We start from the raw sequence: 13,156 nt of genomic DNA on the forward strand, positions 1-13,156 counted from the left end.
CGACGCTCGGTCACATGTCGGGATCGGCGACGTTCGCCGCGCCGGGCGTGACCATCGCGGTCGTTGCCCAGTCCGTCGCCGCGTCGTTCGTGTCGCGTCCGTTCGGGATGCGGCTGATCGACGCGGTCGAGCCCACGTCCTGCGCGGTCGACGCGGTGCCCTCGACGAGGTTGTACGTGGTTCCGCTGATCGTCACCGCGGTGACCGGTCCCTCGTACGTGAGCGCGTCGAGCAGCTCGGTGCCGCGTAGGATCGCGATGCCGTCGTTCGGCCCGTTCTGCAGGTTGTCGGTCGCGGCCGTCCCAGGGAACGGCACGCGATCGACGCTGCTCGGGATCGTCACCGTGTCGCGCGCGATGACCAGGTACTCACCGGCGGCGAGCGAGCCGCTCAGCGCGACGCGGCCGTACTCGACCGGCCCGCTCATCGCCCCGCCGTTCACGAGCACGACGATCACGCCGGTGAGATCGAACGCGGTCGATCCCGGATTGTAGAGCTCGATGAACTCCACGTTGTCGCCCGCGCCGGGCATGTCGTAGTCGACCTCGTTGATCACGATCGTGCCGGCGCCGCCCGCGCTGACCTCGACGTCCGCAGTGCGCGTGACCGCGCCCATCGTCGCCGTGAGCGTCCCCTCGGCCGCGCTCGCGCCCGCGGTGAACGCGAACGTCGCCGTGGTCTCGCCCGCCGGCACGGTCACGCTCGGCGGCACCGTCCCGCCCGCGTCGACCGCGAGCGTGATCGTCGTACCGCCTGGAGGCGCGGGGATGTCGGTCGTCACCGTGAACGCCTGCATCTCTCCGACGCGCACGACCGCGGTGTCCGGCGTGAGCGTGAACGCGCCCGGCGCCTCGGTCGCGCCGAGCACGCGCACCTGCGCGGTGCGCGTCGTGCCGCCGAGCGTCGCGGTCACGGTTACCGGCGTGGGCGACGCCGCCGCGCCGGCCACGGGCACCTCGGCGCTCGCCGTGTTCGCCGGAATCGTGACGTCGGCGACGGTCAGGCCGCTGCCGGCGGTGATCGTCACGGTCGTCGCCGTCGGAACCGCTCGCGCGAGGCGGACCGTGAGCGGCGTCGGGAACGTCGCGGTCGGGCCCGCGCCCGCTTCGCGCACGTACGAGAGCGGAGGCCCGAGCTCGAGCAGCTGCGCCGTACCCGCGACGACGTCATCCGCGTTGCGCGGGTGCAGCTTGCTGTTCTCCCGGCGCCACGAGAGCACGCCGGTGATGGAGGTGAACGTCTCGCCCGCCGTCGCGAACGGCGTCAGGCGGAAGAAGAGGTCGTCGATGCGCAGGCCACCCGTCACCTCGAACTCGTAGGTCGGCGCGGTCTCTCCGCCCGCGGGCGCAGGCGCGACGTTGGTCACCGACACGTTCGTCACGCGCACGAGCACGCCCTCGAGCGCCTCGGCACGCGCGCCGCCGGTCGTGACGTCCGCGGGAGTGACATCGACCGGGGCGGGCACCGTGCCAGTGCCGGTCACCATCACGCTCGCAGCGGACGAGGAGATCTGCGTCTCGGCGAAGAACTCCTGGACCGTTCCGTCGATCGTGACCTCGTCGCCGATCGATTGCGTCGGCCCATCGCCGCCGACGAAGACGAACACGCCCGACTGGCCCTCGCCGTCGTAGTCCTCGTCGTCCTCCGCGACCTGCGCGTAGAAGCCGTTGCTCGCCACCGCCGTCACGACTCCGCGCACCACGACGCGCGTGTCGGCCGCGAACGTGCCGTCCTGCACCTCGTAGATCGTTCCGGGGCAGCCCGCGGCGCCGGGGTTCGCTCGCGTCGGGCACACGTCGCACGCGTCGCCCTTGCCGTCGTCGTCCATGTCCATCTGATCGGGGTTCGACCGACCGGGGCAGTTGTCGGTCGTGTCGGGGACGTCGTCGCGATCTTGATCGTTCGGATCGAACGCCTCGCACGTCGTCGCGTCCGCCTCGAGCGGGCAGGGATCGCAGATGTCGCCCTCGCCGTCGTCGTCCGCGTCCGCCTGCGCGCCCATGTCGAGCGGGCGGATCGGGTTGAACATCGACGGGCAGTTGTCCTCGGCGTTCGCGATCCCGTCGCCGTCGGAGTCGTCGGCCGTCGCGTTGCCGTCGTACTCGTTCGATCCGTCGATGCTCGGCATCGCGACGACCGCGTCGGGGTACTCGGTACGGCGCGGATGGCAGCTCGGCTCGTCCGGGGGCGTCGCGCCGTCGCAGACGAAGAGCTGGTACTTGCGGTCGTTCGCCGCCTCGAGCGCTGCGAGGCTCATCCCGGTCTCGCGCATCACGCACGCGCGGCGCGGGCTGCCGCAGACGTCGATCGTGTCGCACGCATCGCCGGTGGGAAGCGCTGCGACGACGGCCGCCTCACCGTAGAGCACTTCTCCGCCACGCAGCACGAGCGCGACGTTCTCCGGCTGCGCGTCGATCACCGCGCGGTGCAGCGCGTTCACCGAGCCGTCGAAGATCACGAGGTCCGCGACGCGGCCCGGCGCGATCGACCCGAGCACGTCGTCGGTCGCGGTGGCGATCGCGCCGTTGAGCGTCGCCATGCGCCAGAGATCGAGATCGGAGAAGTAACCGTCCCAGTACTGCGCGTTGAGCTCGTCGGCGCACTGAAGCTCGCGGAGCATGTTCATCGAGCCGCTGTAGATCCAGTCGGTGCCCATCGCGATCGGCACGCCGAGACGGTCGTACTCGGGCGTGCGCGCAGTGTCGCCGTAGAGCGAGATGTTCGAGCGCGGCGACCAGACGAGCATCGTGCCCTCTGCCGCGGCGTGCTCGATGTCGTTCGGCAGCAGGCCGATGCCGTGGATCATCGCGGTCTGCGGCTCGATGAGGTCGTTCGCGCCCTCCATGCGCATGCAGAGGAACTCGTTGCGCGCCTCGGCGTCGATGCCCTCGGAGACGTGCGGGGTGTACGCGTCCTCGCCGGCGATGCGCTCGGCGCTGTCTTCCCACGAGTAGCTACAGCCGCTCTCGCGCAGCGTTCCGCCGCTGTCGCCCAGGGGGAACGTCTGGTAGTAGGTCTCTGCCTGGCCGAGGCCTTCCATGTTGGCGCCTGCGCTGTCGAGGTTCCGCATGAGCCCCGAGCTGCCGCCCGATCCGTTCACCGCCGTCGCGCCGCCGATGATCATGCGGAGCTCGGCCCACTGCATCTCGGCCTGCGACGCGCGACCCGGCGGCCGGAAGTCGTCCGAGTGATCGCGCAGGCCGCGGCGCCAGTCGTGCCGGTGCTCGAAGCGCTCGTTGGTGCCGGCGAACGTCGGCTCCGTCGGAAGGCCCTGATACGTCATGTGCTCGTGCGCGTTGACGAGGCCGGGCGAGAGCACGCCGTCGGGGCACGAGACGCGCGTGGCGCCGCTCGCGCCTTCGGCGCTCGCGCAGTCGCAGTCGGCGCACACGATCGAGCCCGTCGCGTTGACGAGCACCTGGCCGCCCGCGAGCACGCGGCCGTCGGCCATCAGGACGTCGGCGGTGATCAGCAGGTTCGCGTCACCCGCGGTGGTCTCGCAGATCGCGCCGCCGGGCAGCGAAGGCGCGTCGGCGGCGGGGCACTCGACGATCATCACGTCGTCGCCGCCACCGCCGTCGGGCATGCCGCCGTCGGGCACCTGCGCATCGACGTCTGGGGTCTCGCCGTCGGGGCGCGGTCCGCCGTCGACGGTGCCGCCGTCGTCGTCGTCGCCGCAGCCGGTCGCGAGCATCGCGGGGACGAGAGAGATGGAGAGGAGAGCTGCGACCCGAAGCAGCCGTGCAACGTCCATGAGGCTCCGTGGGGGATCGAAAAAAATGGAAGCCCCCACGATTCGAGACGCGTGTGATCCCGTCAAGCGCCTTCTGCTCACCCGGCACAGGCTCGTCTCCCAGTCGTCGCCTGCGCGGCGGCGACCCCCACGTCGTCGCTGTTGACCTGCCTCCAGCCGGTGACGTAGGGTGCACACATGCGCCTGCGCAATGCGTCCGCGATCCAACTCGCCCTGCTCGCCACCGCATGTTCTACGAGTCCAGTCGAAAACGCGTATCCCGGAGTCGGCCGGCGCGCCGAAGCGCTGACACTCCAGTGGGTTCGTGTTGATGACGATACGACCATCTACGAAGACGACTGGACGAACTACAGCGATGAAGCCTACCTCGAGGTCAATGACCTCGGGTATCCACGTGCGATTTCGCTGCTGAACTGGGGTATCACTCGGAGCGGCTTCGAATCCCTGATTCCCCCCGGGGAAGAGATCCGCTCTGTGGTCCTCCGAGTGCCTGCGTCTCCCGGGTGCGATCCCAACGATCCTAGCGACACGCTCAATCTACACCCGGTCCAGGCTCCGTGGGATCCGGACGATGTCAACTGGTCCTGCTCTGACGTTGATGACGTCTACGTGCAGCAGTGTGCGCGCGCCTGGTCGATCGACGAGGACCTCATCGAAACCCCGGTCATCGCGACCGCTCGGTGCGAAGCCTTCTCGCCCGCGGATAACTCGCCATGGTCGCATGAGTTCGACGGTTTCTCCTTCGACATCACCGCTCATACCGTTGCGTGGCTGGAAAATGGGTACGGCCATGACGGGTGGAGCATTCAGGGCGGTACTCGCGAACTGCTTTCCGACGAGAATGGCACTCTGCTGGGAGCAGGCCCCTACGTAGAGATCGTGACCGCTCCCCCGGGCGCAGCACCCAATCTGTCTCCGCCGCCGCTGGACCCAGCGGTCGTCACGTCGGTATGGGCAGGCTACAAGTACCTCATCGACCAGGTCGGCCAATGGCCGACAAGCCCGAGTGCGTTTGATCCCGAGCGCGTCGGGGTCCTCCGCGGCCGCGTTGTTGCGCGTGCGGCGTCGTCGACGAGCACTGCCAGCGCACTCCCCGGCGCGCGGGTCGAGATCCTCGGCCACCCCGAGTACGGACACACAGTCACTCGGGGTGATGGCTCGTACGAACTGATGGTGAACGGCGGTGGTCCCGCGGTCGTGCACATCTCCCATACGGGCTACTTGCCAGCACAACGCCGGGTCGACGTGCCGTGGAACTCCCACGTCATGGTCGACGCCGTGTCGCTGGTCCCCGCTCCTGCAGCGACGAATGCTGCGTGCCCGCTTGTGCAGCCCGGCGCGACCGGGCAATTCGTGAGCGCGGTGTCCACCACCCCTGCGGGGCTCGACACCACTGTCGGCGGGATGACGTCGCGTGCGGGCGGACGCAACCTCCGAATCTACGTGCCAGGCGGGGTACAGCTGAGCGCCGGATCGGCGACGAGCACGCGCTGGCGATTCTGCGGGGCGGAGTATTCAGTCGAGCCCAACGCGAGCGAGTGGACCGGCGCGAGTACGATGCCGGGCCAGTTGCCCGGGCCAACCGCGTACACGTTCGCCGCGAAGGTTCGCGCACACCTGGTGGATAGCGCCGGCAACATCGGCGACGAGGTGGAGCATCCGACGTTCACCGGAGACGGCGTCACGTTCTGGCTCGACAACTTCCTCGGATTCCCCGACGGCACGGAAATCCCTTACGGCTGGTACGACGAGCAACAAGGTCGCTGGGTTGCTGGCCCCGACGGTCGAGTCGTCGAGGTGACCCGCCTGTCGGCGGGATGCAGTTACTCGGACGCGTCGATCACGCAGGCCGAGCGAGATGCTGCGTGTGCAGACCTCACGTCTGGGCTGAGCGTCGGGCAGTCGAGACGCTACTGGCGCGTTGCCGGTGCTCGCCATTTCTCGCCCATCGATCTGAACCTCGCGATCGCACTCCTGGAGCTCTTCCGGCCGGCTCTGGAGCGCGCCGCCGATCTCTACAACAGTGCTTGCGGAGTCGGCTCGACCATTCGCTGCGAAGAGCGCTCACTTGGCGAGTCCCTGCCGGTCACCGGGACGCCGTACTCGCTCACGTACTCGAGCGCGCGACAGCGCGGCCGCGCGGATGCGTTCTCGGTGACTGTTCGGCCGCTCGATAGGGCGGCGAGTGCGACCGCCGGACTGGCAGAGATTCGGGGTGAGATCCACGTCGCAGGGCGTCGTATCGGCGCCGATCGCCTGTTCCGGTCCTCGGTTCGGCCGAGCGACTGCAACGGTGTCACGAACTGCGAGATTCAGAACTTCTCTGATGCTGCCACCGCCGCGGCGTTGCGGCTCAACTGGCGCTGGGACGGCATGGACGCTGTGGGCCGGCGCGTCCAGGGACCGCAGCGCGCGGTTGTCCGCGTGGCTTACACATATGACCTGGGGTACGCGATCCCCGATCCAGGCGCGCGTTCGTTCGGACGCAGTTCCGGCATCACGTCCGCCCAGATGGCGATCGGTCGCATGACCACCTTCCACGAGTTCGTGACGACTCTGGGAACGGTCGACGATGAGCTGGCGGGGATTGGCGGATGGAACCTCGACGTCCATCACGTGTTCGATCCGGCCACCAGTACCGTCTGGCTCGGAACGGGCGAACGAATCAACGCGCAAGCGGCCGGAAACGTGATCAGGACTCGCCTGGCCGCGCAGGCCTGGTCGGACGCACGATCCGTCGCTGTGGACGAGCGTGGAGACATCTACTACTCGGCCTTCGGCGGGGCCGATGGCGGCATCTGGGTTCGTCGGCGCGGTGAGGAGGTCAGTCAGCGACTCTGCCCGGGTGGCGATCCATACGGTATCGCGGTCGTCGCTTCCGTGTCCGGAGGGCCTCCGCGGGTCTATTTCGCGGACAAGCAGACGGCGTCGGTTCGTGTAATCCCGCCGAATTTTGTCGGCTCCTGCGCCTCCGCCCCCCTGGTTGTTGGCACCGGAGTAGCCGGAAGCGGGCTCGGGCCGACGACGAATCTGATCGATCTCGTGAATGAGTCACCCCAGACGTTCCCGATCTCGCAGGTCGAATCGATCGCCGCCGGACCGGACGGCTCGATCTACATCGCCGATCGTGCCGCGAGCCGCGTGCTCCGCTGGAGCAATGACGGGACTCCGGACGGAGTGGTTGAGCTCTTCGCTGGGCGGAGGAGCACCTCGTGCGTGAATGGCTCCGAGCCCACCTGCATCGCGATCGAAACTCCCCAAGCAGTCGCTGTCGGCGGGGATGGTTCGGTCTACGTTGCGGGCCGCATTCACCCGCGCGACGGCGCGAGTTCCGCTCAACGAATCATCCGCGTTCACCCGTCGGGGATCATCGAAGATCTCCTGGGCGGCGCAACGGCGGATGGAAGTCGGGGGGACGGGCTGTCCGGTTCTGCGGCGTCCCTCGGTGACATCACCGGGCTCGCGATCGCGCGCGATGGAACTCTTGTCTTCGGCGAAGTCGCTGCGGGGCCCAGCCCTACTGTCGCATGGGACTGCGGCGAACCGACGCAGTCAAACTGCAGCCGGATCCGCTACATCGCGCCGAACGGGCAAGCGTTCACGATGGGTGGGATTCGCGCGAAAGGGCTGCTCACCACGTTCCCGAACACGGCGCAGGGCACCGCCGCAACGGCCACCCAGATTGCAACGCTTCGCGGCCTCGGCGCTGGCCCTGACGGTCGAGTGTACTTCGTCGACGGTGTGCGCGAAGAGGTTCGGGTCATTGAGCCGACGTTCCCCGGAGGGTTCACGACCGATCACGTCGTGCCGTCTCCGGACGGCAGCGTGCAGTGGATGTTCGACACGGAGGGGCGCCACCTCTCCACGCGCGACGCGATTTCGGGCCGCTCGCTCGTCGCGTTCGGGTACCGCCCGGATGGCCGCCTGAGTCAGGTGGTAGATCCCGACAGCACGAACACGATCTCGTGGCCCGCGAGTCTACCCGGCACTGTGACCATCACGGCACCGGGAACGCTGGAAACCCGGCTCCTGCTCGGCGCAAACGGTTACGTGGACCGGGTGGACTACCCGCACGCGACGGCGAGCGGCACCCATACCGATACGTACGAAATCGCTCATGACGCCGGTGGCCTGCTTCGCGAGATCGTGGATCCGGCGCGAGGCGCAGGTGCGCCTGAGGTCCACTCGTTCTGCTACGACTCCGTCGGTCGACTCACGCGCGACGGGATCGGCACGCAAGCGGGTGACACTGCGTGTGACGCGCCCGGCGCATCCGTGCAGACCCTGGGTTCCGGCCTCGCTCCGACGCCCGGCTCGGCGGCAGTCGTCCTGACGAACGCAGACGCCCTGAGCACCGTTCTCGTTTCGCGTCAGGTTGGGGACGTGCTTCATCGAGAGGTCCGCAGGCCCTCTGGCGCGCGCCTGGAGATCAATGCTCCCGCGGATGGAGCGGATCTCACTGCGGTCGCTTGCGACTCCGGACTCGCATACTCGGAATCGTGTTTCGATTGCGCCGCCAGAGCTGACGCGGCGAGCTGCGCTGCTGGAACCGCCTGCACGTGGACGGGGTCCGCGTGCGTGTCGTCGTTCGAGAGAATGCGCTCGGTGACGGCGTTCGCAAACGATCCCCGGCCCTCGCTGGGAGGGCTGCGCTATCCATCACAGTCAACGCTCACCTGGTTCGATCCGCTTTCGTCGGCGTGGACGACAGTGGAGGCAACCGAAACTCGTACGCTCGGAGCCTCCGGAGCTCCGTGCAACGGTAGCGCCTCGTGTCTCCAAACGGCCCAGCGCGTCGTCGGCTCCGGGACGGCAGCGACCGTGCTGGAGCAAACGGGCACGACATGGCGAATTACCGAGCTCGCGCCGAGCGTGCCGCTGACCACGACGCGAACCGTGGCCCATCCGGAGTTGCGCGTACGCCGCACTCTGCTCGATTCGGCGGGGCGCCCCACGCGGGTCGAGAATCCCGGCGAGCACCCCGTATGCATCAGCTACACCGGCGACCGTGTCTCGGCCGTCGTGCAAGCGGCCAACTGCATTGTGTCCGGCTCCTATCGCCGCGTCGCTTACGGGTACGGCGGACCGTCGAGTCGTTTCCTCGCGTCCGTAACCGAAGGAACGACGGTCACGAGCTACGCGCGTGACCAGCGCGGATGGATCGAGAATATCACCCTGCCTGGCACCGCCACCGGAAGCTCCGCTCCGCGCGTCGTGCAGCTGACCTACGACGCCGAGGGCAACACGACGGGCGTCTTGACACCCACCGCCCGGCAACACGGGTACACGTACGGAATCCTCGATTCCGTAGCGACCTACTCGCCGCCGGCGACCGCAGCGTGGTCGCTCACGCCTGCCTATGATGTCGACTACACGAACGCGGGGACGCCTGACCTCTACACGCTTCGGAGCGCAACGGGACCCGCAACTGACGTCCTGGATCCGCAGTACGATGCCAGCACGGGGGCTCTGGCAAGCATCGCGGATAGTGTGGGCGCGACGCTGTACGAAGTCGACGAGGACTACGCAGGGCGAGTCATCGTGAGCGACGATCTCACGCGAGTCCGACTGGCCCGCACCTTCGCAGGCCCGTTCCTTCGTCGGGAGGAGTGGACGCGTGATGTTTCCGGACGAGTCGACCACCTCTTCGACAATCGCGGGTTGCTCATCGCGGAGAGTGCGAGTGTCGATCTCGGCGCCTCCCAGCAGACGTACTCCGAATCGAGCTGTTACAACACCGACCGCGAGCTCCAGACGCTGGTTCTCGACGGCGCGGGCGTTGGAGAGTCGTTCGCGATCGCTTACGCTGGTGGCACTGCGCCGAGCGCAACCCTCACGACGCGAGTGGGGCCTCTGACGACGGGCTGTGGCACGGTCTCCGGCGCTCACGTCCTGGTCTCGACGACCGCGAACTCTTTCGGCGAGCTCGCGAGCCGCTCCGCGTCGTTCGTCTCCGGTGGATCATCGTCGTTCTATACTCTGACGATCCCGGAGACTGTTGGCTCAAGCGCGGGCCGCGACCTCAACGGGCGTATCCGTTTCCGCGAGGAGAAGCTCGGAGCCCAGACTACCTGCGATGCGTACGTCTACGACTCCGCAGCGCACCTGTCGTCCTGGACGCGAACCAGTGGGCTCTGCGGAACCGTAGGCGCGCCCGTTCTGGGAACTGCGACCTACGGTTACGACGCGAATGGCAACCTGTCCGCGTCGACGATCGATTGGGACGGTGCCGGCACGTCCTACGCGAGCCAGACCACGAACTATTCGCTGACCGAACAAGATCAGCCCCGCAACGGACGCGTTCCGGGGGCAACGTCTACGACGGCGCGGAGCTATGACGCCGCCGGCAGGCTGGAAACCCGCGGATCCAACGCGGACCCGCTGATGCGGGAACGGTTCGTCTACGACAGCTTCGACCGGCTCGTGCGATGGTGCCCGACGGGTGCCTGCGGGACGACTGCGAGCAATCGAGTCGACCTGAGCTACGACGGCGTCGGTCGCTTGGTTCGGATTTACGAAGCGTCCGCGAACATCGAACAGCGCTTCTACTATCGCGACGGTCTCGCGCCGATCGCGTGGCAGCAAATCGCAAGCAGCGTTCGTCGCACGGTCGTCTTCGGCTACGGTAGCTACGACTGGGTGCCCGACGTCATGTACGTCGACACCACGACGAACGGCGGCGTGGACGAGACCTATCGGATCGTGCACGACGAGCGCGGGTCGGTGCGGGCGATCGTTCGTGCCGCGGGTACGGGCACGATCGGAGCCCTGGTCCAGCGGTTCAGCTATGACCCGTGGGGCAATCGACGCGCCGCAGAGGAGGGAACGGCGCCACCCGCGACGGCGACGTCCACGCAGCCGTTCGGGTTCGCAGGCGCCATCGCGCTTCCCATTCCTGGGATTTGGCACATGGGTGCCCGCCAGTACGACTCGACGGTCGGGGCGTTCACGACGCGCGATCCGATCGAGTTCGGCGGCGGGGTGAGCCACTACGCATACGTCGCCGGCGATCCGGTCAACGCCGTCGATCCGGGTGGCCTCAATCCCGCGATTCTTTCGCAGATCGGGTGTCTCGGATCGCTCGCTGTGAATGGTGGCAGCCCCGCCGAGGTTGCGTTCAATATCGTCGTCGGCGCGGTTCTGGAGGGGCTCGCGGCATTCCGTGCTCTCGGTCGCGCCGCACCCGGTGCGGGAGCACTCGATGACGCCTGTCGTGGGGGAATGTGCGAGGTACCGGGCCGATGCTTCGCCGCAGGCACTCCCGTCGAGACGTCTGAAGGACTCCGCGGTATCGAGGACGTCGAGGTCGGTGACCTGGTCTGGTCGCTGGATCCTGACACCGGCGAGAGTGGATATCGCGAAGTGACTCGAACGTTCGAGCGCATCGAAGATGTCGTGCTTGAACTCTCGATCGTGGCGGACAACGCGTCTGAGAGTATTACGACGACTCGGTCGCATCCGTTCTACGTCGCAAATCGCGGCTGGGTGAGGGCAGAAGAGCTCCGCACGGGGGACGAGGTCTTCACGAGCCGCGGGGGCTGGGCGCGGATCGCGTCTGGGACTTGGATCGAGGCTAGTCAACTTGTCTACAACCTTGAGGTTGAAGGCAGTCACTCCTATTTCGTCGGACAGGCTGGAGTCTGGGCGCACAACTCTTGTGTCCAGGCCAACAAGGCTGCCGGAGACGCGTTCCGCGACCAGGTCGCTGATGGCTTCCGACAAATGGGCTACGACGTGCAAACGGAAGTTACGGTCGTGACCCCGTTCGGCGTGCGTAGGTACGATGTCGCGATCTCGTCTGGTGGAACGCTTCGCGGCCTGATCGAAACGAAGGTGGGGCGGTCGCCGTACCTCCCCAGCCAGCGCGCGAAGGACGCGTGGGTTGCCAGCGGTCCCCGTTGGGGGAGATATGCGAACGTTCCGCGTGTTCCAACTACCATCGTGCGCCCATGACTGATCGCCAGCACTTCGCTACGTCAGCCGACGCAATGAAGTACCTCGACGCGCGGCTACGCAGCGTCGTACGGAGTCTCGGTTACAAGCGCGCACGCGGCACGAAGCTGGCCTACGCAAAACCCAGCGGTCGCGATGACGAGTTCGTGGTGTTCGGTGCGGTGGCTTCGCGGGTCGGCTACGACCATTTCGCTGGCGGACTGTTCCGTGTCGAGCTTGGGCTCGCACCCGTGCCTGAGCTCTTCGCTGCCGCGCGTGTCGGGTTGGTCGACTTGCTTTCCGAGTCCGACCTGGAGCGGTACGTCGGTATCTCGCGAGCCGTCGTCGCTGCGCTCCCGCGTCCGCCGGATGTACACGTCGAGCAGTTCGCAAGCACGGCTCGAGACTGGTACGCGAAGAGGTTCGAGCCGCCCGCGCGTGGCTTGCGCCGCACCTTCTACGAGTGGGCGCCGTTTCGTAGCAGCGACGACCTCGACGCATGGTCCGCGTTCCTTGCCGAGTCGCTTCCGTCTGGTCTTGATCGCGTCGCGCGCTCCAGCGTCGATGCTGGGAACCTGCGGCTAGCGCCCGGCTAGAGACGCTCCACCGACTTGAGCATCTCCGGGACGAAATGGGTGCGCGGGTGGATCAGCGTGCGGCGGGCGCGGCCGCGGACACTGAAGATGCGATCGAGCTCCGTCTCGTAGCGGCCGCCTTGGACGAGATCGCCATCGATGAAGTCGTAGGTCGTGACCTCGCCGGATCGCGTGTCCTGAGCTGCCGCGGGAGCGGCGAAGGCGGCGATCAGGGCGGCCGAGAGAGCGATCGTGAGACGCATGGCGGAACCTCCTCCGCGCTGCGACGGGCGAGCTGTCCGGAAGGTCTGGCCAGTGTCGCGAAACGTCCCGTTTTCACACTGGACGCGGCTTGTTCGTTGCTGCACAGTCCCCCGCACGACGGGTGGACCGCCCTCGCGGCGGCCGCCACGGAGGTAGTCAGATGCGGCGACGGATGTTCCTGGGGAAGGTCCACCGGGCGGTGATCACGCACGCCGACCTCGAGTACGAGGGCAGCTGCACCATCGACGCCGACCTGATGGACGCAGCGGGGATGATCGAGCACGAAGAGCTGCACATCTGGAACGTCACGCGCGGGACGCGCCTCGTGACGTACACGCTGGCAGGTCCGCGCGGTTCGGGCGTCATCTGCATCAACGGCGCGGCGGCGCACCTGAACAAGCCGGGCGACCTCGTGATCCTCGCGACGTTCGGCGAGATGGACGACGACGAAGCGCGCCGTCACGTGCCGAAGGTCGTCCGCGTCGACGAGAAGAACCGCATCATCGGCGACGAAGCCGAGCGCGCGGGCCCGCAGATGCCGCTGCACCACGAGCGCGGCGTCCCGCAGCCGAGCTGAAGCGCGAGAAGCTCGCGCACCATGAAGGCAGCTCCGAGCCGCGCGCTCGCGAGC

General features: G+C 67.6%; 5 protein-coding genes. 3 read left to right on the plus strand and 2 right to left on the minus strand.

All coding sequences use genetic code 11. The annotated features are described in order from the left end of the window. Nucleotides 1-10 precede the first annotated feature (10 nt). Nucleotides 11-3,694, minus strand: a complete 3,684-nt coding sequence (locus I5071_RS03025; RefSeq protein WP_236603859.1) for an amidohydrolase family protein — start codon at nt 3,692-3,694, stop codon at nt 11-13. 237 nt (nt 3,695-3,931) lie between these two features. On the opposite strand from I5071_RS03025, the gene I5071_RS03030 reads away from it, so the two are divergent. Next, nucleotides 3,932-11,707, plus strand: coding sequence for a polymorphic toxin-type HINT domain-containing protein (locus I5071_RS03030; RefSeq protein WP_236603860.1), 7,776 nt, complete (start codon nt 3,932-3,934; stop codon nt 11,705-11,707). Further along, complete coding sequence (locus tag I5071_RS03035; RefSeq protein WP_236603861.1) at nt 11,704-12,282, plus strand: hypothetical protein; 579 nt, start codon at nt 11,704-11,706, stop codon at nt 12,280-12,282. Before I5071_RS03030 ends, I5071_RS03035 begins: the two co-directional genes overlap by 4 nt. Here I5071_RS03035 and I5071_RS03040 read toward each other — a convergent pair. Further along, a complete protein-coding gene (locus I5071_RS03040; RefSeq protein WP_236603862.1) occupies nt 12,279-12,524 on the minus strand; it encodes a hypothetical protein in 246 nt (81 codons plus the stop codon). The genes I5071_RS03035 and I5071_RS03040 overlap by 4 nt on opposite strands. A 161-nt stretch (nt 12,525-12,685) precedes the next feature. Here I5071_RS03040 and panD point away from each other — a divergent pair, with 161 nt between their 5' ends. Continuing rightward, nucleotides 12,686-13,102, plus strand: coding sequence for an aspartate 1-decarboxylase (gene panD / locus I5071_RS03045; protein ID WP_053235795.1), 417 nt, complete (start codon nt 12,686-12,688; stop codon nt 13,100-13,102). The last annotated feature ends 54 nt before the right edge of the window (nt 13,103-13,156 follow it).

This window comes from Sandaracinus amylolyticus (assembly GCF_021631985.1).
Lineage (GTDB): Bacteria > Myxococcota_A > Polyangia > Polyangiales > Sandaracinaceae > Sandaracinus > Sandaracinus amylolyticus_A.

Excerpts from the sequence above, each read along its gene's own strand:
- I5071_RS03025 (WP_236603859.1), bottom strand. The coding sequence starts at position 3,694 with ATGCTCGCGACCGGCTGCGGCGACGACGACGACGGCGGCACCGTCGAC.
- I5071_RS03030 (WP_236603860.1), top strand. The coding sequence starts at position 3,932 with ATGCGCCTGCGCAATGCGTCCGCGATCCAACTCGCCCTGCTCGCCACC.
- I5071_RS03035 (WP_236603861.1), top strand. The coding sequence starts at position 11,704 with ATGACTGATCGCCAGCACTTCGCTACGTCAGCCGACGCAATGAAGTAC.
- I5071_RS03040 (WP_236603862.1), bottom strand. The coding sequence starts at position 12,524 with ATGCGTCTCACGATCGCTCTCTCGGCCGCCCTGATCGCCGCCTTCGCC.
- panD (WP_053235795.1), top strand. The coding sequence starts at position 12,686 with ATGCGGCGACGGATGTTCCTGGGGAAGGTCCACCGGGCGGTGATCACG.